The sequence below is a fragment of the Algoriphagus halophilus genome, assembly GCF_900129785.1.
Taxonomy (GTDB): domain Bacteria; phylum Bacteroidota; class Bacteroidia; order Cytophagales; family Cyclobacteriaceae; genus Algoriphagus; species Algoriphagus halophilus.
The window spans coordinates 630,284-650,635 of record NZ_FSRC01000002.1 but is presented as its reverse complement, the minus strand read 5'-3'; the positions used below and the strand labels follow the sequence as shown (position 1 = coordinate 650,635).

The window sequence follows — 20,352 nt, the reverse complement described above, 5'->3', positions numbered from 1 at the left end:
TTTTGGGTTTTAATCCAATTAATGTTGGATTGTGGCTATTTCACGGGAATTACCTAGTCAAGGTTAAAATTTTCCTTTTAGTGTTGATTTTAAGGAAGTAACTTCTTGATAACAATTCTATTTGTGATTAGGGGAATACTGTAATTAATAAAATACTGAAAAAGTTGAAAGTAAAATAGGCGTAGTAATCCCTACGCCTGAAGTTTTAATGAATTATTTATGGTCTAGGAGCGATGAACGATTATACTCCAACTATATCACCCCTCATCGTTTCAAGTATAGCAATGACCTCATCTCTGGTTGATGGATCCACACCATTTTTATCCAGAGCCCATATCGTATCTTCAGTTCCGCTATCCCATTCCTCGTCCGTAATATTTAGACCTGTATGGGCTGTACGCATGTCTCTTCCTGAATAAGAATGAGGTCCTCCAATACCCATAGAGAAAAATTCAAATACTAGTAGCTTTAGCCGGTCCATATCTATTTTTTCAAAATAATAGGCAATCATCGGGTTACTTGCATTCTTGTCTAAAACATCATCGACAATGATCTTAAGTTTCGTTTCGCCTCCTAATCGTTGATAAAGGGTTTGGTTAGAATGTGAAGCTTGAGTACTCATGGTTTATGTAGTTTAAGTTGAAAAATATATAAACTGCAACACGGCAATACGCGAAGCAAGAAATTAAAAGCAAACTCAAAACATGGAACAAATACCACCAAAAATCGAGGGAAGGATTTGCTATCGTACTAGATATGTGTCTGCGAATCGAGAAATAGACACAAAAATAAATTCAGCTAGTGAAAGGGAGAGTTGTAAAATGATGAAAATCAATCCCTTATATTAAAGTTAAGAAAAAATAGTAAAAAAGAGTAGGTGGTCTATGAATATTTTAAGATTATTTTTAAACTAAAGTTCAACCGATTTTTTTGATTTTAATTATTGCAAAAAGCTTATTAAAATATTCTTGGATCTCCATCAAAACCCTCATGGAAAGTTAACCTTTGCGTAGATTGGTCTTTCAAATCATACACATAAATCTCCCAGTTTCCTACTTGATTACTTCCAAAATAAAGGGAAGTTCCATCTGAATTCCATCTAGCAATTAATTCAGTTCCCACGCTAGAGGTGATATTTCTCAGCTCTTTGGTTTCCAAATTCATTATCAAAATGTCTTGATTCCCTGTTTCGAAATGGTCTGAACTGAAGACTAGAAGTTCATTATTTGGAGAAAGTGCTCCCCTTTCTTCATTGGAATCATAATGAGTAAGCTGGGTCATTTCCCTGCTATTTAGATCCATCACATAAATATCATTTGATCCGGATTGATTATTGGTAAAAGTAATTTGATTCCCGTCAAATGACCAGCTAGGATAGGAGCATGTGCCCAAGATTCCTTCAGTTAGGTTAAGAGTGCTGCTATCCTCTCGATTAAATAGATAGATGTCGCCTCCGCAAGGGTATAATTGTAAATTCCCTTCCGCGGAATATAATATGTTTTTATCATCCAACCTGCAATTTACAGGATGTTGGAGCTCTGATTCTATCCCTGTTTCAATATTGATAAGATGTCTGGTAATAACTTTTCCTTTTTGCCTTAAAAATGAGATTTCTTTAGAATTTACCCAGGTCGCAGCCCATTCTTCGGCATCAGAATAGGTGATTTGTTTTGGTGTTGGACTCTTTGGGGAAAGCAAATAAATATCGGAGTTCCCTGATCTATCCGAAGAGAATAAGACTAAATCAGTTTGCTTTTCTTGTACAGAAAAGAAGGGAAGAATTGTCAAAAAAAATAAAATGATGAGGTCCATGTCTTGCTACTTACCCCCTTGGTTAAGTTTTAGGATTAAACTTCTTGAATTTCAGAAAGATATGCTAAACTAACCGAATAGCGCTTTATTTGTTTCTCTTAATGCTTATTGAATCATGATATTTTCCAGTTTATCGACATGAAAAAAGAATTCATTTACCATGCATTTAATTACAGAAAAAAAGGGGGCTTGGTTAGAAACAAACTTCACTTTTTCAAATAATCCAATTCAAAAAATTCTAAAGCATTTTCATAAAATATTTTCCGTTTATCTTCTTCCGAAAGAAATTTGAAAGAATCAAGAGTTTCGATACTGGTTTTCACATTATCTGGCCAATACATTGCATCTGAACCATACATAATCCTGTCGATCATTCTTCCTTTTTTTGCCTTCATCAAAAAATCCTCTACATAAAGAGCGGTAGGAGTATCTTTTATCCATAGTAAAGCTCCTAAACCACAATACAATTGAGGGTACAATTCCATTAGGGCAAGGGAGTTGTCATAAAATAGGCCACCTGAGTGCATCAAGTATATTTTGAGCTTCGGATAGTTAATCAATACTTCCTCGATAAGTAATGGGTCTCCTAAGCTCAATCTAAATTTTTTGTATTGGTTTGAAATTCCAGGAGGTCCACCACCAGTATGAAGAGCAATAGGGATTCCTTCACGTTCACAAATGGCCAAATAAGGGGCGAATTTTGGATCTGCCAGTGTCAAGCCATTGAACATAGGCATAAATTCTCCCCAGACTTGAATTTTTCCTTCTTCGATCATCTTCTTAAACTCCAGCGTATCGAATTTCGGATAGTTATTGGACTCATAACCCTGTAAAAATTTTTCTTCCATTTCAGGATTATACATTCCTCCACTTTTCATGGCAGCCACGATGTTAAATTCTTGAAAGTTCTTTTTCATTTCCATTTTAAATTCCTCTAAGGTGGCAGGAGCACCTGGAATTGGGAAATAAGAGCGTTCTGTATACCCATGTAAGTGAACATCAATGATGGGTTTTACCCCATCTTGGGCAAATGCCAGGTTAGAAAAAAAGGTCAGGAATAAAAAAATACGTTTCATAATTTTGGGAGAGCTACTGTCAAAAGTTGATTTAGGTGTAAACGCCAAGTCGAGTTGTCCCAATAATTAATTCCCACAAACAGCCCCCGTTAGGCAAATGGACAATTCCCAAAAAGCGATCAATTAAATCAGGTGTTTCTTAAATTATTCATTTTCATTGTATTATGCAAGAAATGAAAGTCTGATAAAATGGGTTTGAAGAGATTGGGTAAACATAGTTTTTGGTAGAGAATCCCGTATAACCTTGCTATTCTTGCGGACTTGTTTCAGGACCTGATCCTGGTAGGGGCAGATCACTTACCGGCGCATCCCAAAGCACTTTCCATTCCTGATCTATTTTTTCCCACAACACCACATAGCTTCCATGATCTGTCATCGCTGGTATGGGTGAATTTTCATTTGGCGTAAATGAAAGCGTATAGGTTCCATATTCTGTTGCCAGATCTCCACTGGCCTTCACTTTCTCTGTGCTTAAATCAAAATCCCATTGACCAATTTCAATATTTTGATTCCACATCTCTTTAAAATTTTCATTTCCAATTATAGGAGGCTGATTAGGAGGTAATTGAATGCAGTCTTCTGCAAAATAAGAGGCTACAGAGTCGATTAATCCCGCAGCGTACCATGTTTCTATCTTCGCATTTTTTTCTTCAATGATTTTTTTGATTTGCTCTGAATATTCAGCACCTGATGGCAATTCTGGACTTTTGGAATCTTGGCAACTTGAAATAGAAAGGGAGAACAGTAAGGCAATAAGTAGGCTTGAAATAAGGTTTTTCATAAATTTTTGATCTTTAAAAAAGTGTCCATTATTTGATGCTGCCATAGAGATAATTACTTAAATCGAATATATCTCTATGTGCATCAATTGTTTATAGATCATAAAAGTTAGGAAATTCCTCGAATCCTTCAAGAGGAGCAGGGTAATTTTGTCTTCCAAACTCGTTTTAAAAGATTTAAAAACTTTTTAACCTCTGGTATTTTCGTTGAATGCCTCGATTGCTATCTGAAATCCCGGTCATTACTAATTTCTTTTCATCCACTTCGATTTTCCAGCTTTCAGGGCCCTGATCTCCTTGATGGGGGAGTAAGGTGATTTCTGGCCTATGCCCATTGATATGCCAATATCCTGAAAGTCTTTTTCCTTCTGGAGAAAAATTAATGTAGATCCTGTCCCAACGTATAAATAATTTATGTTTTCCCTCTCCATCGAATTCGTTTAAAATGGATTGCTCGTTTTCTGTGATTTCCACCAAATCCCAAATTCCTTCCAAATAATCTGCAGGTGACATCGGTAATTTTTCGATGGGTACTAACATCACTTTTACATGCATCCCCTCTTCTTCACGTTCGAAAATCATTTTTTCTCCTGTAAATGAGACGTCAAAAGCCCCGAAATCATCTGCCACATCTAAATTGTCTTGAGCAGCATACTTATTTGTTTCCGCGTCGAAATCCCAATGACCCTCCCCATTTTGTAACCATCCATTTCCTGCTTGATAGGTTCCATCTTGGTTTATTTTGAACCATTTGGCCACCGGCGTCATGTTTTCTTCTCCAACCATTACATTTTCAACTGCCCAAAATCCTAAGACCTTTTCTTTTTGGGCTTGAGCAGGGATAGAGAGGAGTAAAAGGATACATCCTAGGAGATAGTTCAATTCTTTTTTCATCTTTAGTTTATTAGAATGTTTACAATTGCTTTTGCGAGTTGGATTTCATTAGTCTTGCTTCCCACATTACTTAGGAAGCTGATGACATATGCTCCATGATTGATATTGATGAGCATGCCTTTGTACCCTTCCGTACTCCCCCCATGAATGATGTAGGGTTGAGTTATTCCTAAATCGACCATCCTACTTTTGTTTTCTTCGTTTATGACCACCCAGCCGTAACCATAGCTAAAGTTTTGGTCTATGGTAGCTTGGTGGTTTTGCTGCATCAAATTCAAGGATTTTGCAGATAACCATCCCGGATTATCCATGACATGGGCCCATCGGTTTAGGTCAGAGGGAGTAGAAAATATTCTTCTTCCTAGGCTTAAGTCAATGAACCTATTCTCATGCCAGCTTCCTGTCTGCTCTTGGTAGTTATATGCTCTGGCAAGTTGTGGGATGATGATTTCGTTTTGACTTTCAGAGACTGTATGTTTTAGTCCCAAAGGACGAGTCAGTTTTTCCTTTAACAGTTCTGCAAAAGGCATATCATAAGCTTCTTCCAAGAGGATAGCAAGGAGGTGATAGGCAAAATTGCTGTAGTAAAATTGTTGACCTGGGCTATTGATCGACTTGAGGGTACTGATGAAATCAACATAGCCCTCATTCGTAAAACGCAAACGCTTAAAAGGCAAAAAGAAATCTTCCTGTAATTCTTTGGCCACGCCATCATAATCAGGTAATCCCGAACTGTGACTCATGAGGTGATGGAGGGTAATGTCCGGGTGAAAACTTCCCTGATAAGAAAATGAAGATAACAAATCCACCAATTTATCCTCTAGGCTTAGCTTTCCTTCTTCTACACCTTTTAAAACAAGTGCAGCAATCATGGATTTGTTGACCGAAGCAATATCGAATTTGGTGTCATTCGCCACAGGAATCCCCCAGGTTCTATCTGCCAGTCCCAGGTAGTTTTCGTAGAGGGTTTTTCCTTTTTCGGTAATGACTACTCCCCCGTGGAATTGATTCTGTTGAAAATGTGCCTGGATCAGTGAGTCTATTTTTTGAGCTCGATCCGGCATAGAAGACACGTTGCCATCCTCTTTCTTTGATTGGCAGCCGATTGTGAAGCTCAAGAATATTCCCCAAAACAGCAGGTTTAAAATGTTCTTCATGGACTTTCGTTTTTTACAAATATGAAAGCCTAGAATGCTGTTTGACGAATAATTTGGCCGTTTTGGGATGAAAAATTTACTGGAGGGACGAAACGAAGGCTTAATTTAGAAAGTGTGTTTGAAACTGTTTGGATACAGGCAAACTGTGACCATTTATTTCAACATGTACTTTCCCTTTGAGTTGCTTTACAGCCTGAATATTCTTTCTATTGACCAAATAACTTCTGTGGGCACGCTCAATTTCTATATGGGTTTTTAATTCTTTTTCCAGCACCTTCAAGGGCTTTCGGATCAAGTGCTGCTTGCTTTGGTTATGAGACAGATAAAAAATGGTGATGTAGTTATCAGAAGAGTTTGCAAACATAAAATCACTCAACTTCACCTTTAAGAGGTCTTTGCCATTTTCAGATTGGAATAGTAAATAATCCGCGTCGATCCCTTTTGGTTTGGTTATGGCTTTTAGAACCAAATAAAATGATAGAGGGAGTACCATCATCAAAGGGAATTCTTTAATAATCAATCCATAGCCTATTAGATCCCACTCTTGCCAATTCCAGAAATAATTGAATAGGATAAAGATGAGATGGCTGCCCAACATCACCAAACCTACATACCAGGCGGTTTGATTCAGCCAGCGACCCTTTGCCCATTTTGGCTTGAGCCAAGTTTCGAATATTGTGAGATAGGTAAAAGTCAACACACCGAAACTGATGCTTCGAAATAAATGGGAATGGCCTGAGTATGACAGCCCTTTTTGAATTCCATAGGCCTCAAAAAAATACAGAAAATAGAAGACCGAAAAGCCGGAAAGAATCCCGAAAACAACTGGAAAATACTTGAATAAATAGCGTTTGTTAAAATTTATGGATCCTTCTATTTTCAATTCTTTGGTCACTATTTTTCAACCTGTTTTAGAGTGGAATACTTGATTACCATTCAAATCACTAAAAGAACTGAATGAAGTTTTGCCAAGTGATGTACTAATTTAGCAAAGATTCAGAGATTGAAAGTTTGTGTGTTTTAAGAATGCTTGGGGAGGATATAGTTTTAAGAATTATTAATTCAAATCAAAATTATCCACAGCAGTTCGTTCCTTTTTGAATCGGAGGACATTTCACTGTTCCATAACTGCAATAAACACAGCAGTCACCTTGTTTAGGTTTTAAAATTTTCTTACAGTTTTCACATTCGTAAAAGTATTGACATGCATCGGTAGGCATCCTTTCTTCTTTTTCATGTCCACAAGCAGGGCAAGTGATTGTCGATTGTAAAATAAGATTCATAGTTCTTTATTCAGAGCCGACGACAAGTTAGTAAATCCAACACACCTTTAAATGGGCGAAAGTTTACTTCAAAATAGCCGTTTTTTAAAAATTATTTAAAGATTAAACGAACTTGGCAAAGAGAAGCTGCATTAGGGTGGAAAGAATAGCATAAACATAAGAATTGAAAATCCCTAGAAATTGAAAATGCATAGATTCAAACTATTGTTATTTTGGTCCACACCTCGTGAGGGCTAATAATCAAATATTTGGGCGTTCTCGTTCATCCATTGTTACTTTGTCCCGAAGTAACCAGACTCCATTTTCTTTGGTGATTATATAGGTAGTATTTACTCTTCTTGTTGGGGTAACCACTTCATTTATGACTTGTCCTTCTCGTTCATGATATTGGTGAACTACTACAACATCAGGCCTTAAAAACTTAATTTCTGGATCAGAATAGTTCTTTGCGATCGATTGGGCATATCCGGGATTAGCATGGAGGAATTTGATGAAATTGATAATGGTGTCTTTTCCGTGGAAAACTCTACCGAATGCCTGTAACCAACGACCGTCTTCCGACCATATTTTTTCACGCTCCTCAAAATTCCCGCTCTTTGTTTGAATAGTGATTATATTTTTAATGTCTAGGCTGTCCTGTAGACTTATTTCCTCATAGTTATCTTCACCTGAACTAGGAATACCCTCGTAGTTCATTTCCTTTTGACCACAACTATACAAAAGAATTGCAATAAGAGATAATCCTAAGAATTTCATGGTTTAAATATTTTTTTGATACGTACTACCTTTGTTTTTGGTACAATGTATACATTTTCATTCTAGCTTAACTATCTAATTCTAAGCCTACTATTTGCTAGCTATTTAATTAGCATACAAATTGATTAACAGTTTTGTATCCTTAATGTCCTCTAATCCCAAAATACAGCAAGCTTCAAGAAAGCCAGAGAAATCAAAAAAACATCTTTCACAATCGTCTCATTATAATATCGTCCTTCTTTCCCATGATACTTGTTGGATATATCAAAAGCAAGACCCCATATTTTGGTGAATTTTGGGCTCATGATTTTGGCTTTCCATTTGAAGCCATCGCTTTGCTTGAAGTTAAGAGCCATGATAGAATGGATGTTAAAGCCCTTATTTTACCTTGCAATAGGCCCCGCTTTAATACCATTTTGTAAATCAAAAACATCACCTACAGATCCAACCACAGCATCACTACGGTCTAGTTCTAATAATCCTCTTAAAGTGTATAGCGAATTAATACCTGTACAGTGGGCTCCAATTATTTTCGAAACTCCAAAATCCCTAAGTTTACTTGCCGTCCAGTTCAAATGCTCTTCTGAGGCATTGAATAGATGAAATCCTCCAATAATCGCAAACACCTTTTCTTCTTCACTATTTGCAACAATATGATCAAGGGTATTAATAAGACCAGCATGCCCACACCCTGAAATCAGAACAAGTCCATTTTTTGTGTTTATCACCAAAGACTGATCTTCAGGTATAGTATCTTCTACCAGCCCACTGGCTGTTTCTATTTTACCATTTCCAGACCAATTTCGCTCATTATGAATTCGGTTTATAGGCCCTGTTATCCATACGCCTGGGAATAATTCCTGTTGATTTTCATAAATGTAAAACTCCACGCCATCGGCTTCTAATTCTTCTCGAATTGCCAAAATGGTATTTTCGGAATTCACCCTTTTACTAAATATGCCCTCTCCTACATGGATTCTTTTGAGAGCATTGGGGTTTTGTTTTTTCAACTCCTGTCTAAGGGTAAGAAGACCGCCAATGTGATCCCAATGATTATGGCTGAGCAAAACATCTTCTACATCAGATAAATCAATGTCCATTTCCCGCGCATTTTGTAAAACAGTTTCAGGTTTTGCCCCTGTATCAAAAAGTATTTTTTTTCCATCCACTTCAATTAATGCCGAATATCCCCATTCCCCAACACCTTTTAAGTTTACTAACATGGTGGATAAGGTTGTAACCTTTAATTGAGAAACGGAATGATCCTCTTGCTGACCAAAAAGTAAATTGGTGTTTAAAATGATTAGGAGGAGAAGCGCCAAATATTTTCTTATTACCATAAATCCTATATCTATTATTTAAAACACTTAGATACACCCGGATTCGATTTGACTATTGCCTTCCTACCAATCTTGTCCAAAGCGGTTTTTATGTAAAGTAAGAATTTCATGCTTTCCATCCTTTACACATTAAAAAAGGTTTTGATCTAAAGCATTGAAAGTCAAGTTACATAACTTGACTTTATTATTGGCTTGGCTTAATACCATTTTCTAAAGCAAAACATACTTATTGACGCTACTATTGCATCATTTTGGTCAAGTTCTAATTGGCCTTTTAGTGTGTATAGCGGATTAATAGCTGCACTGTGGCTTCATTTTTTTGAAGGCTAAAATACTTAATATTAATAAGTTACAGTCTGTTGAAATAAAAATCATCCTAGGGACTAGTACCAATTTCCACCTAGGTTTCTATCAACTGTGTCTAGTATGCGAGATACATTTGTTCGAAACAACCACATCACAAAATGAACCGAAAAATAATTGTATTCGCGCTATCAATGCTTTTTGTAGGGAAAGCATTTGCTCAAGAGAACGTAACCATCAAGGTCATTGTACCTAATAAAACCGATGAGGTTTTCATTACGGGTAACCAAGAATCTCTAGGAAACTGGGACCCAGGTGTTGTGAAAATGGATAAAGTATCAGATTTCGAGAGAGAAATCACAACAGCTATTACTTACCCTGCTGAGTTCAAATTCACCAAAGGAAAATGGGAAAATGAAGGGATTATTAATCAACTAGATAATAATCCGAATCAAAAATTATCTGATGCTAATTCCAAAAATATATTTGTCGTTAAGGGTTGGGCAAATGAAACTATTGCAGAGTCTTTAGGACTAGGATACAGCACTAAAATATTTCAATCCAACTATTTAGGAGCAGAGCGTTTAGTTAAAATTGCTTTACCTGAGAACTATGATCCTGCTAAAAAGTACCCTGTATTTTACACCACTGATGCTGGATGGAATATGTTTACAGTGGCCAAAAATTATATTTCTAATCTTTCTCTGGATGAATATAGGCTGATGCCTGAAAGTATTTTAGTGGGCATCGTTCATGGTACGACCAACGACCGCTCTAATAGAAATGACGACTTAGATGTTTATTACAAAGAAACTGGTCAAAAGTTTAAAAATTTCATTTTTGAGGAACTCGTCCCCTACATCAATAGGACATACAGCACTTCGGGTTTCAATGTGATGATCGGACATTCCAATGGGGCTGAGTACAATCACTTCCTTTTACTCGAGGAAGAAAACCCTTTCAGAGGATTTATATCGCTATCAACGAATTTCTTCGCCAAAGATGTCAGACAAGAAATAGGTGACCTCATGAAAAACTACCAGGGAAATAATCTTTATTATTTCGTGGCTAATGCAACAACAGATTCGCCAGATAGAATTGAAGCAGGAAATGATTATGAAGAAATTTATCAGGAAAATATGAATCCCAATTTCCAGTTCAAAAAGCAAACCTATGAGGCCAATCATAATTCAGTTGTACCTCTCGCATTAGTAGATGGGATTCAGTTTATTTTTAAAGATTACAGAAATGTAGAAAACTACAAGAATTTAGCTTCTTATCGAGACCATTATCTAAAAGATATGAAGGCTAATTATGGGATAGAAGAAGAGTATTCTATACGTGATTTAGAATCTTTATTGATGGATATTATAATGGGTAAGAAAAAAGAAGGGTTAGAAGAGTATTTAAAATTTGTTGAAGACAATAAATTATGGCAGCTCCCTAAAATGAGAGAACCAGGTGGGTATGATGGAGTAAACAAAGGGAATTTCTACTTCTTTGTAGAAGATTATAAGAAAAGTGCAGAAAGTTACAGACAGGCTTTAGATCAAATGCACACGCATACTGAATCTGTGGCATATTTTGGGAACTTTGATAAAACTGTATTAGCCTTTAAAAAAATAGAAGATTATGAAGGCTTAATGAATCTTTTGTTAGACACGAAGTTCTATTTAAACTCAGATAATGAACTTACGCCAAAGAGTGTAGAAAGCAATTTGTTGTATATCAATTATCAAATTGCTAAGCTAGCGAGTGAACATGATATTAACCGAAAAGAAGGTAAAAAAGCTCTAGCCTATTGTAAAGATAATTACAGGGAAAATAGAATCTTTACCGTAGAAGAACTTGAAGGATTACTATAGGTTTACTTGACTAAGATGGATTGATAGCATAAGCTTTCTAAGCTTAAATAATTAAAATGGAATGAGGCTAATAACAGGTTTGTTAGCCTCATTTTTATTTAAATAAGTTTCCGTGAAAACTGCATTTGGTTGTTTGTACTCTGTTAGGAAGTATTCAATTTCAGTTCAAACCGTCAAATCCTCATAAGTAAAGTATACATTGTTAAAGTTTCAGTTTGATTTTAACAATAATTGAAATTCTTTACTTTAGCCTTAGTATGAAGCGTAACTTATTCCTTTTCGGACTTCTATTCTTAGTTTTTAGCAATTTCTGTTTTGGGCAGTATTCTATTTCAGGATATCTGGATACTCCTACTAAAAACAAGAGGGTGTATTTAAGTCTGTTGAGGTTTAATGAACAAAATACAATTTATACGGAGCAAGTATTAATGTCTACTTTGACGGATAGCTTAGGTTATTTTTCTTTTGAGGGTAAATTGCTTTCCGATAAGTATGCACTTTACCGTATTCATGCTAGAGTTGATGAGAGTGGCCCCATATTACAAATGAGAGATGAAGGGGTATACAAGAACTTTCAGAATTTTGTATTTTCTAACAAGGATACCATCGTTTTTCGAAAAAATACTAGATCCTGGTTTTCCAGTTATACTACTACAAACCCTATTGATATTGAATTGCAAGAGTTCAATAGCTACACCCTTCAATTAAACAGGGAACTCTCTTCGGTAACGGACCCAAAACTACAAGATCAATCGTCTTATCAGATGCTATCTGAATTGAAGTCCTATGCCGATAGCAATGAGGTGCATCCTTTAGTGACTTTGGTTTTGCTTTCCAATGTTGAAGACCGTGTTCTGAAGGATGATCTTGAAAGCAACCCTGAGTTTTATGAAAAGCTCCAAGACAGCCTGAATGTCTATTACAATAATACCTCCTACGCAAACCAATTGGACGAATTATTTATTGATCTTTCTAAAACTGAAACACAAGAGGAATTGGAATTCTATAGACTACTGGCCTTTGTCCTGGGGGCTATTAGTTTTATTTTAGGTATAGGTGTGGTTTTTTTGTTAGTGAAATTAAAGCAAAAAAAGAACGTAGGGTTACCACAGGAAAACATCAATTTAACTAATCAAGAAGAACGTATTTCCGAACTCATTATTCAAGATAAAAGCAATAAAGAAATTGCAGACGAACTCTTCATTTCCTTAAGTACCGTAAAAACTCACATCAGAAATATTTACGCAAAGTTAGAAGTGGCGAATAGACAAGAATTTGTGGATAAGCTTAAAAACTATTCTAAGGATTAGTCTCCATTTATCGAAACAGTCTCTCGACCTCTTTTGGATAAGGATATAATATTAATCTAACTTTATTTTCTCTTTCCAACTTTCTTTCAATCAATTCGAGGAATAATCGTTAAAACTTAAGGTTGAATGGGTTGTGGTGGAGGGTTTAGCCCGCCGGTTTTCAGGGGTTTGGGTATGGATTCCAGCTTCTGCTTTAAAGTTAGCAACCGGTAAAAAGTTGTATGGAGAGGCTCAGGATTTCCAATTGAAACTGACTTGAAAATTATTTTTACTCGATATTGAGCATTCGCTATTTTTTAATCTCGGAAATTATTTCCTGAGCTAGTTCAATAGTTTGAATATAGAAATCAGATAATATTAATGTTTGGTATCTCCTGTGATTCACCATTATTTCAAATCTCTTATCTTCTATTACATTTTTTAATTTTCCGTCAATATTTTCTATAGGCCTTGGGTCATTTTTATACACATCAGCTTGCCTGTGCCAAGGATTTGTTTTATTGTAAATCCAATAAAAATTTTCTTTTACATAGGGCTCATACATTGTTTTAATTTCTGAATTGGCATTTATTTCTCTACTTTTTAATTGTTCGATATGCCTGTAATAATTGAATATTTTGACTTGTAAATCTTCATCTACAAATGACATACTATTCGAATTTAATAGTGCCGTTAACCCGCTATCATTAACTTCAATATTCCGTTCGAACATCAGATAGATAATATACATCTGAATATTTCTGTCAATTGGTTTTAGTGTCTTGAATTGGTCTAAAAAGATATTTGAATAGTCAACAGTGGTTTGCGTTTCAGCCAGTAGTTTTTCCGCTTGTACTATATCATCTTTTAGGTTTAGGCGAATTGTTTCTAAATGTTTATTCGCTTGATTTATATTATTTTCTTTTTCATTCCAGTTATTAATTCCTAATGCAATCAATATTCCGATCACCACTAGGGTTATTTCTCCCAAAGCATATTTCAAATATTTTCCCATTTTGTTTTTCTCCACCAGGTCCTGGCGTAATTTTCTAAAGAAATTTATCATTGCTTGGTCGAAAGGAAACACAAGTTTAGTGTTGATATAAAGGTGTTTATCCGGCTTTTTTGATTGGTCAAATGGATTAAGTCTTTGGATTTTAGGAGTTTTGTCTGAAAGGAATATAATCTCTTTTTTCGATTTTCTCTGTTTTTATCCTGAATGGTTTTAGATGATATTCAGCGCTCCTTCAAATCCATGATAGGCACTAATCACCAATTCTAAATTTTTCTCAGTTTCTCAAATAGGGCTATGGAAATAGTGAGCCTTTTATTGACTGGTATGACGGAAATGTTGTAGCCAATTTTTCTAATCAGAAATGGCTTGGCGAGAGGAATTTTAATTCCTAAAATTAGAAAAGCGTAGATGCACCCGATAGTTAGGGTGGTCTACGCTTAGGGGAGAGCAATTTGTGGGATTTGATCTTTTGCCTTTTGGTAGAAAACTTACATCAGAAATTAAATAATGGAATTATTTTAATTGGACCGCTTGATCAATACGACCCAATCTTGATCAGGGGCCGAAGTCTCAGTTTTAGGAGGATTTCCTAATGACCGAATTTGACCTCCGTCAATTTTATTCACCGAACCGATTTGTAATTGATCTCCTGTTAATGGATTAAACCATTGTACGGTAAAGCTTCCATTTGCGCTACTTAAATCAATCGTATAGGTCTTGGAGTTTGGTAAATAGATAGCATAAACTTCATTCTTTTTGCTCAGGCAATAGGCATCTTTCGAGTTTATCAAACTATGCTCAGGATGCATTTCCCAATACGGCAGGTAGGTGTTAAAAAACGTCTTCGCATAATAGGTGATTTCCCAGAGTCGGTCTCGCTGCCGCCAGTCTTCGGAGGTTAGATCGGTGTGTGGGTGTTGAGCCCCAAAATACCATTCTACGCCAGCTCCTCCTGATAGTAAAGTTCCCCAAAGTGCATAGCGTCGAAGTGTCGTATGATTAGGATCTTCTGCATCAGTTTTGGCACCGTCAAACCACATCCCAATTTCATCCATTGTGACTAGCCACTCATGTCCGGCATTTTTAGACCTTTCTTTAAGATCTTGTACCACCTCTGGTGCATTCTTCCGCTCGTCTTGTTGTAATGAAATCCCGTCCACATGAGGAAATCCAAGTAGACTGTCTAAAACTGTAGCTCTTAACTCTTCGGTAGGTAATGTATGGTTTACTACTGGGTGAAGATAAGGGTCATTCTTTTTAATAAATGTTGCTGTGGCCTTCCGCTGTGCATCCGTTTGAGCTCCGGTTGTAACCCATGGTGCAAGTCCATTTTCCTCTCCCAAATTCCAAATTAAAGCATTGTGATGTCCAAACCGGGCAATCAATTCATAAAGGTATAGCTGACGTAAAGGACCTGTATCACCACCGTCTAACATGGTTTCGTTTTCAGTCTCTTGGATCACCATATGTAATAGTATCCCTTTTGATTGCATGTGTTCAAATAGGATCTCCCATTGATCTAATTTACTCACATCAAATCGGGTAAAATCATCTGGGGCCACATAAGGCCATACATCTTTGCCATCACCTAAAATGTTTAGAGTCAAGAAATAGGCTGCATTCATGCCTTTTGACGCTAAATAATTGATGCCGCCGATCAATGATTTTCCTTTCCCATTTTGCCATGTGGGGTCTCCAGTTTTCCAATCTTTCAGGTGTGGCTCATAGGTATGAATTTCGCCCGAGGTAGCAGCTTCTCCCTCTCTTGCTTCCGCTTTGATACGATATGTATCATCAAAATCAATGTAAGCCAATAAGTTTTCAGGACTATTTGTACCGGCTTTAATCCAATATTTATCAGTGCCGGTAAATTTAAAGTACCCATTAGAGGCTTCTATTCGTCCATGAGCTCGAAAATCATTTCCTTCTTTATCTGATTTGGTCACTTGGAAATTGCCTTTGGCATTCGAGATAGAAACCAATTCGCCACTACTTGGATCATCGTTTAATGCAATGCTATCTCCCTTGAATAATTTTGCCGAGTATGACCAGGTCCCTATTTTATCGGGAGTAAAACGAACTTTCCAGATAGGACCTGCGTCTGAACTCGTTTCAGAAGCATTTCCGTCAGCGGCATAAAATCCACGGATCGTATATTGGGTTTCTTCGTTTTTAAATTCAACACTCAATCGATAGTTTAAAAATGGATTTTCCTGAGCCAATTCAGATGATTCTGGCCCTTTGAAGGAAAGTGTTAGGGTGTGCCACTGAATGTGGACTGTTGTGGTATCTAATTTTTCTGATATTGGTTCTGAATCGTCACAGCTTTGAAGAAACAGTATACTGAGGAGTGGAAAAAAAAGAAATACTTTAAAAATATACTTCATGGTTTATGCTAGTTGACTTCGCCTGGTGATATAGATTCTTTACCACTAATTTCAACAATTTTTGAATACTTCTCTTACTTACCCCTAAATGGCTGTCTTTGGTCGGAGGGAATTACAAATTCCTAAAAATAGAAAAGCGTAGATGCACCCGATAGTTACGGTGGTCTACGCTTAGGGGCATTTAAACTTAAAGAGAATTCATTCCAACTCTCCTTAATTTAAATCCCTATAAATTGGTAGGTTCGTTCACGTTTCTTTTAAAAAATTTTGCCAACAATATTCTGATTGGGTTATTTTTAACTTACTCTAATGATTACCTAATCAGAACGGGAATATAAAATCCCTTAATCTTGCTGTCGAAGGTTACCACTCCAGGTTGAAATTGAATAATCCCTGTTGGATTAAACTTACGCGAAATATGGGCAGGAAGTGTAATGGGGCGAGGGATTTCCAAGGTTTGTATCATCTCCATCTCTGAACCATCGTAGGACATTCGCATGAATGTTTTCCCGTTTTCGTCTTCTACAAGAGTTTGTTTAAAAGTATATGTAGAAACAGGTTTTCCTTTGGTATCCTTCATAAAATCGCCAAAATCTTTGTTTCCGTTTTTCGGGCGATTTTTATCTTCCAAATATTTTTTTGGAGACATCCCTTTGTTAGAGCTGCTTTCTGCTTTAATATTATTGACTACCAATCCTGGTCGTCCAGTTTTCCAGGCATTGTTCATTTTGAAATCAACATACATGCCTTTTCCCTCTACTTTGTCATTAAGAGATAACTCAAGACCAGAGTAGTCCATCGTATTTATAGAAAAGTCAAAACTAACTTCATCACTTATTTCAGCACGGATGTTGGGTATAGGAGGAAGTGGTTCTCTAATAAATCCCATCCAACCTAAATTGGTTATAATGAAAGCGCCTAAAAAAATTACAATCTTTTTCATCTCGTTTTAATTTACCTATTTATAAGGAGCATTTGCAATCTCTTCAAGGTTTTCTTTGATTTCCTCCATTATTTTTTCTGCTTGGTGGGCTTCCATTTCAGCAGTCAAATAGTTAAAATCTAGGCTGATAGAGCCAAACAAGATTTTTCCAAAGGCGGAAAATTCGGGCCCCAAAGGGTTATTTGAGATAAAAGCATTTACATTATGTAATTGAATCGAGCCATAATTTGATTCCAAATCCAACTTCCCTATAAAGCTGAGTGCTGCTACACCAAGTCGCATATTTTTTAGCTTCAACACCATCTTGATAACATATTTGCTCATTTTTGACATTATAAACACATCACCTTGCCTACTTGCCTTATAAATGTTGTTGCGAATATTTGTGGCCAATAAAAGAACAGACTGTTGAGGTGAAATTGGAATACTCAATCGCAGCATAGAAATATTACAACCCAACTCTTGTTCAGGAACAGGAGGAAGCATAGACGAACGTAGATCTGCAAAGCTAATCACTCTGACCAGGCGATTTCCTTTGTCAAAATGTCTATGATGATATACTTTCTGGACTATTGCAGCCAAAAGCACACTGTTTAGGCTAAGTCCTTCCCGACCGATTCTGACACTTAATTTTCTGGAAACTTCTGGTGACAATTTGAAGCTTAAGATGGCATTAGTAGAATTACTGGGAATCGGTGCTTTCACTCCTTTATTTTTATACCTCCATTCATCCTTCATTTGCCTTCCCAAAAATCTCACTAGTCGTTTAGCCAAATTCCATTTTTGAAAAGAAGGAGGAAACTTTGAAATCGTAGGAACCTCCGAGGACTCCGGAAGTGATAGTCCTCCCGCAAGGCTAAGCAATTCGTGCAGGAGCAATCGTGCTGAAATCCCATCGATGATGGCGTGATGAAAACAAACAATCAATTCACATTTAGCTTTTTCAGGGCTTGGAAGAAACCAGCATTTCATTAATGGCCCAGCTAGGTCAAAGGTCGTGTTCAACGCATTTTCTGTGACTCCTCGCCATGTATCTTCATCAGTTCGATTAATCAAACTAAGATCTATAGGTGAATTAGGGTTTAATAATTGAAAGTAGAATCCACCGTTTTTCTTCACTATTCCAGACCGGAGTAATACGTGTCGAGCTTGCAGTTGCTGTAACGCTACTTTTAGTGATTTGGAGTCTGGTCCTGATGTTAAATGAAGAGCACATACGACAGACAAAGGAAATGATTCATTAGAGAAGGTGAATGCTTGTTCAATTTCGCTAAGGTTTCTGACGTAGGATTGCTTAAAATTCATATACAATCAAAGATAGAAAAATCAGGATAGGCGAAATACATAATATTCGTAGTGGTTGTAGGAAGTGTTTTTTAATTAATTCTTGGTAAAAAGAACAGTTCAAACACTATATACTTATGTTTCTAAAGCCTTTCTCCTCAAGGTAGGTAGGACAGCTCTACATTTTCTTTATTTTTTCTCCTACTAAAGAAGAAAATCAGATCGTTTTTGAGGGAGTGATGAAAAATTAAAATAACTATGGTTTTTATAAACGCTATATATTTGAAATAGTGTTATGTTGCTTTCTTTTTTTAAGTAGGCAGATTTGGTGGAATTGATTAGAAACACTACCGCTTGAATACCCAAAGAAACCGCTAATGCCTATATACATTGTTAGCTAAGTACTTTGTTTATACCTTCATATAATTCCAAATACATACTCGTACCCAAAGTTTGCATCTATTTCAAATCCTTTGATTAATTTCTTTCATAAAAAAGGAAGGCTACTTGCCTGATTCAAATTATGGGGTAGCAAAGGATCGGCTGCTGTTTTCTTTGCTCTTTCGTGTAAAATGTATATTCATTTCAAACAATGTAGGGTTAATACAGTATCTAGGTTGATATCTTCTCCTCGACTTCGATTGAAATGAAACGATCACCCCGAGATACCCCTAAAAAAATGAGAAAATTACCACTGTTATTGATTCTGATATTTTTTTCCTTGAATCCTTCCGCAATTAGTCAAACATTAATTGGGAATAACAGCCTACCCAATAAACTCAGAGTGTTTATCGATGGCTGTGACCGGAGGGATGGAGGCTGCGATATGGATTTTATCAGAACGGAAATTACAGCTGTCGACTTCTATCTGGATAATCAATCGGCTGATGTTTTTGTGCTGATTAATAATAATAGATCGGGTGGGGGAGGAAGACAATATCAACTTCTATTCATAGGTCAACAAAACATCCATGCGGGAAGAACCGATACCCTTTATGTAAATAACAAACAGACGGATACCGACTTTGAGGTGCGAGAAAAACTTACTCGGTATATCAAATTAGGTTTAGCCCCTTTTGTTGCAAAAACCACAGCTGGAGAGAATATTGAAATAAATATGAAGACAGGGGGTGGCATACAAGAAGATACCCTTCAGGAAACCGTTGATCCCTGGAATTATTGGGTTTTTAATTTGGGGGGTGATTCTAATATTGAAGTAGAGGAATTGAGCAAGCAAATAAATTTTGGTGGAGAAATCGAGATTAACCGTATCACGGATGAATGGAAAATAACTGTGAATGGTAGAATAGACGAAAGGCTGAGAAGAACGATTCAAAAAGTACCAAGAGTAGATGAAAATGGCAATCCGGTTCTTGGAGAAGACGGTAATCAGATCATCGATGAAGTGGAAAATAGTTTTGATGTATCAGAATTTGGATTTAGTCACCAGCTGGTGAAGTCTTTTTCACCCCAATGGTCTTATGGGTATGATATTGCAGGTCGTCAGAATACTCGCTTTAATTATCAGTTTCAGACCAGCTTTAGACCGGGTATAGAGTACAATTTCTTTCCAGAATCCGTGCAGAATTCCAGATTTCTACGATTGAACTACGGGGTTGAAGTCAGGAATAATAAATATGTAGAAGAAACAATTTCAGGGGTTGTTAAAGAAACCAGGGTTCTCCATAGTTTGAGAGCTAGTTTGGGACTCAATCAGCGTTGGGGTAACCTGGAAGTAGGGTATCGTATTAGAAATTACCTAGATGATTTTAGCTCTTGGTCCACTGGGTTAAATATTAGTGCAGAAGTTCGTGTCACTGGGAATTTTTCATTTTTTATGAGGGTAGAGGGGAACTACGTAAAGGACCAGATTTACCTGGCATCGGGAGATTACACCGAACAGGATATTTTGAGTGGGAGGGTAACCCTACCTTCCGCATATAACATCGATTCCAGATTTGGGTTTAATTACCGCTTTGGTTCTAATCTCAATAACTTCGTAAATCGAAGATTTTTTGGAAGAGCCAATTTTGTTGGAAATGATTGATATATCATTTGATGGAATAAAGAACTAAAGGAAATTGAATGCTCTAGGAAAAGAGCATTGGAAAATAGGGATTCCAAATAGGGATGCCTTTGCACGTAGTGCTTTTACCTACTTCTTGTAAG

18 protein-coding genes are annotated in these 20,352 nt (G+C 36.6%); 3 read left to right on the top strand and 15 right to left on the bottom strand.

The genetic code is table 11. The annotated features are described in order from the left end of the window. Nucleotides 1–241 precede the first annotated feature (241 nt). The 11 genes from BUR11_RS14695 to BUR11_RS14645 form a co-directional block, all read right to left on the bottom strand. Nucleotides 242–622 (bottom strand): group I truncated hemoglobin, encoded by a 381-nt coding sequence (locus BUR11_RS14695; protein ID WP_074225741.1) that lies wholly within the window; start codon nucleotides 620–622, stop codon nucleotides 242–244. 335 nt (nucleotides 623–957) lie between these two features. Then, on the bottom strand, nucleotides 958–1,812 hold the full coding sequence (locus BUR11_RS14690; protein ID WP_074225740.1) for a TolB family protein: 855 nt from the start codon (nucleotides 1,810–1,812) through the stop codon (nucleotides 958–960). Nucleotides 1,813–2,018: 206 nt separating this feature from the next. Next, nucleotides 2,019–2,888, bottom strand: a complete 870-nt coding sequence (locus BUR11_RS14685) for an amidohydrolase family protein (RefSeq protein ID WP_074225739.1) — start codon at nucleotides 2,886–2,888, stop codon at nucleotides 2,019–2,021. Between the two features lie 247 nt (nucleotides 2,889–3,135). Next, nucleotides 3,136–3,669 (bottom strand): YybH family protein, encoded by a 534-nt coding sequence (locus BUR11_RS14680; RefSeq protein WP_159439231.1) that lies wholly within the window; start codon nucleotides 3,667–3,669, stop codon nucleotides 3,136–3,138. 175 nt (nucleotides 3,670–3,844) lie between these two features. Then, the gene (locus tag BUR11_RS14675; RefSeq protein ID WP_074225737.1) at nucleotides 3,845–4,561 is read right to left on the bottom strand and encodes a hypothetical protein; all 717 of its coding nucleotides are present in this window, start codon (nucleotides 4,559–4,561) and stop codon (nucleotides 3,845–3,847) included. 2 nt (nucleotides 4,562–4,563) lie between these two features. Then, nucleotides 4,564–5,718, bottom strand: coding sequence for a serine hydrolase domain-containing protein (locus BUR11_RS14670; RefSeq protein ID WP_074225736.1), 1,155 nt, complete (start codon nucleotides 5,716–5,718; stop codon nucleotides 4,564–4,566). 100 nt (nucleotides 5,719–5,818) lie between these two features. Continuing rightward, nucleotides 5,819–6,613 carry a LytR/AlgR family response regulator transcription factor gene (locus tag BUR11_RS14665; RefSeq protein ID WP_074225735.1) on the bottom strand — a complete coding sequence of 265 codons (795 nt, stop codon included), beginning with the start codon at nucleotides 6,611–6,613 and terminating at the stop codon, nucleotides 5,819–5,821. 178 nt (nucleotides 6,614–6,791) lie between these two features. After that, on the bottom strand, nucleotides 6,792–7,001 hold the full coding sequence (locus BUR11_RS21320; RefSeq protein ID WP_074225734.1) for a GDCCVxC domain-containing (seleno)protein: 210 nt from the start codon (nucleotides 6,999–7,001) through the stop codon (nucleotides 6,792–6,794). A gap of 240 nt (nucleotides 7,002–7,241) precedes the next feature. Beyond that, the gene (locus BUR11_RS14655) at nucleotides 7,242–7,757 is read right to left on the bottom strand and encodes a nuclear transport factor 2 family protein (protein WP_074225733.1); all 516 of its coding nucleotides are present in this window, start codon (nucleotides 7,755–7,757) and stop codon (nucleotides 7,242–7,244) included. Nucleotides 7,758–7,909: 152 nt separating this feature from the next. After that, nucleotides 7,910–8,113, bottom strand: a complete 204-nt coding sequence (locus tag BUR11_RS14650) for a hypothetical protein (protein WP_074225732.1) — start codon at nucleotides 8,111–8,113, stop codon at nucleotides 7,910–7,912. 27 nt (nucleotides 8,114–8,140) lie between these two features. Beyond that, nucleotides 8,141–8,980 carry an MBL fold metallo-hydrolase gene (locus BUR11_RS14645; RefSeq protein WP_200800414.1) on the bottom strand — a complete coding sequence of 280 codons (840 nt, stop codon included), beginning with the start codon at nucleotides 8,978–8,980 and terminating at the stop codon, nucleotides 8,141–8,143. A gap of 581 nt (nucleotides 8,981–9,561) precedes the next feature. On the opposite strand from BUR11_RS14645, the gene BUR11_RS14640 reads away from it, so the two are divergent. Then, complete coding sequence (locus tag BUR11_RS14640) at nucleotides 9,562–11,265, top strand: alpha/beta hydrolase-fold protein (RefSeq protein ID WP_084560987.1); 1,704 nt, start codon at nucleotides 9,562–9,564, stop codon at nucleotides 11,263–11,265. A gap of 257 nt (nucleotides 11,266–11,522) precedes the next feature. Next, nucleotides 11,523–12,575: a response regulator transcription factor gene (locus BUR11_RS21420; RefSeq protein WP_074225729.1), complete on the top strand. Its 1,053-nt coding sequence runs from the start codon at nucleotides 11,523–11,525 to the stop codon at nucleotides 12,573–12,575. A 289-nt stretch (nucleotides 12,576–12,864) separates the two neighbouring features. On the opposite strand, the gene BUR11_RS14630 is transcribed toward BUR11_RS21420, so the two are convergent. The 4 genes from BUR11_RS14630 to BUR11_RS14615 all read right to left on the bottom strand — a co-directional run bounded on the left by BUR11_RS14630 (nucleotide 12,865) and on the right by BUR11_RS14615 (nucleotide 18,204). Then, the gene (locus BUR11_RS14630; protein ID WP_143186022.1) at nucleotides 12,865–13,641 is read right to left on the bottom strand and encodes a DUF6090 family protein; all 777 of its coding nucleotides are present in this window, start codon (nucleotides 13,639–13,641) and stop codon (nucleotides 12,865–12,867) included. 446 nt (nucleotides 13,642–14,087) lie between these two features. Further along, nucleotides 14,088–15,956, bottom strand: a complete 1,869-nt coding sequence (locus BUR11_RS14625) for a DUF5060 domain-containing protein (protein ID WP_074225727.1) — start codon at nucleotides 15,954–15,956, stop codon at nucleotides 14,088–14,090. A 313-nt stretch (nucleotides 15,957–16,269) separates the two neighbouring features. Next, entirely contained in the window at nucleotides 16,270–16,899 is a 630-nt protein-coding gene (locus tag BUR11_RS14620) for a hypothetical protein (RefSeq protein WP_074225726.1), read from the bottom strand. 15 nt (nucleotides 16,900–16,914) lie between these two features. Further along, nucleotides 16,915–18,204 (bottom strand): condensation domain-containing protein, encoded by a 1,290-nt coding sequence (locus BUR11_RS14615; protein WP_074225725.1) that lies wholly within the window; start codon nucleotides 18,202–18,204, stop codon nucleotides 16,915–16,917. Between the two features lie 658 nt (nucleotides 18,205–18,862). Between BUR11_RS14615 and BUR11_RS14610 the strand changes: the two genes are divergently transcribed. Next, a complete protein-coding gene (locus BUR11_RS14610) occupies nucleotides 18,863–20,230 on the top strand; it encodes a hypothetical protein (protein ID WP_200800413.1) in 1,368 nt (455 codons plus the stop codon). Nucleotides 20,231–20,352: the final 122 nt, after the last annotated feature.

Coding starts and splice junctions, on each gene's coding strand:
- BUR11_RS21320 (WP_074225734.1), bottom strand. CDS start 7,001: ATGAATCTTATTTTACAATCGACAATCACTTGCCCTGCTTGTGGACAT.
- BUR11_RS21420 (WP_074225729.1), top strand. CDS start 11,523: ATGAAGCGTAACTTATTCCTTTTCGGACTTCTATTCTTAGTTTTTAGC.
- BUR11_RS14650 (WP_074225732.1), bottom strand. CDS start 8,113: ATGGCTCTTAACTTCAAGCAAAGCGATGGCTTCAAATGGAAAGCCAAA.
- BUR11_RS14640 (WP_084560987.1), top strand. CDS start 9,562: ATGAACCGAAAAATAATTGTATTCGCGCTATCAATGCTTTTTGTAGGG.
- BUR11_RS14680 (WP_159439231.1), bottom strand. CDS start 3,669: ATGAAAAACCTTATTTCAAGCCTACTTATTGCCTTACTGTTCTCCCTT.
- BUR11_RS14670 (WP_074225736.1), bottom strand. CDS start 5,718: ATGAAGAACATTTTAAACCTGCTGTTTTGGGGAATATTCTTGAGCTTC.
- BUR11_RS14685 (WP_074225739.1), bottom strand. CDS start 2,888: ATGAAACGTATTTTTTTATTCCTGACCTTTTTTTCTAACCTGGCATTT.
- BUR11_RS14645 (WP_200800414.1), bottom strand. CDS start 8,980: ATGTTAGTAAACTTAAAAGGTGTTGGGGAATGGGGATATTCGGCATTA.
- BUR11_RS14675 (WP_074225737.1), bottom strand. CDS start 4,561: ATGAAAAAAGAATTGAACTATCTCCTAGGATGTATCCTTTTACTCCTC.
- BUR11_RS14690 (WP_074225740.1), bottom strand. CDS start 1,812: ATGGACCTCATCATTTTATTTTTTTTGACAATTCTTCCCTTCTTTTCT.
- BUR11_RS14655 (WP_074225733.1), bottom strand. CDS start 7,757: ATGAAATTCTTAGGATTATCTCTTATTGCAATTCTTTTGTATAGTTGT.
- BUR11_RS14610 (WP_200800413.1), top strand. CDS start 18,863: ATGAGAAAATTACCACTGTTATTGATTCTGATATTTTTTTCCTTGAAT.
- BUR11_RS14615 (WP_074225725.1), bottom strand. CDS start 18,204: ATGAATTTTAAGCAATCCTACGTCAGAAACCTTAGCGAAATTGAACAA.
- BUR11_RS14620 (WP_074225726.1), bottom strand. CDS start 16,899: ATGAAAAAGATTGTAATTTTTTTAGGCGCTTTCATTATAACCAATTTA.
- BUR11_RS14625 (WP_074225727.1), bottom strand. CDS start 15,956: ATGAAGTATATTTTTAAAGTATTTCTTTTTTTTCCACTCCTCAGTATA.
- BUR11_RS14695 (WP_074225741.1), bottom strand. CDS start 622: ATGAGTACTCAAGCTTCACATTCTAACCAAACCCTTTATCAACGATTA.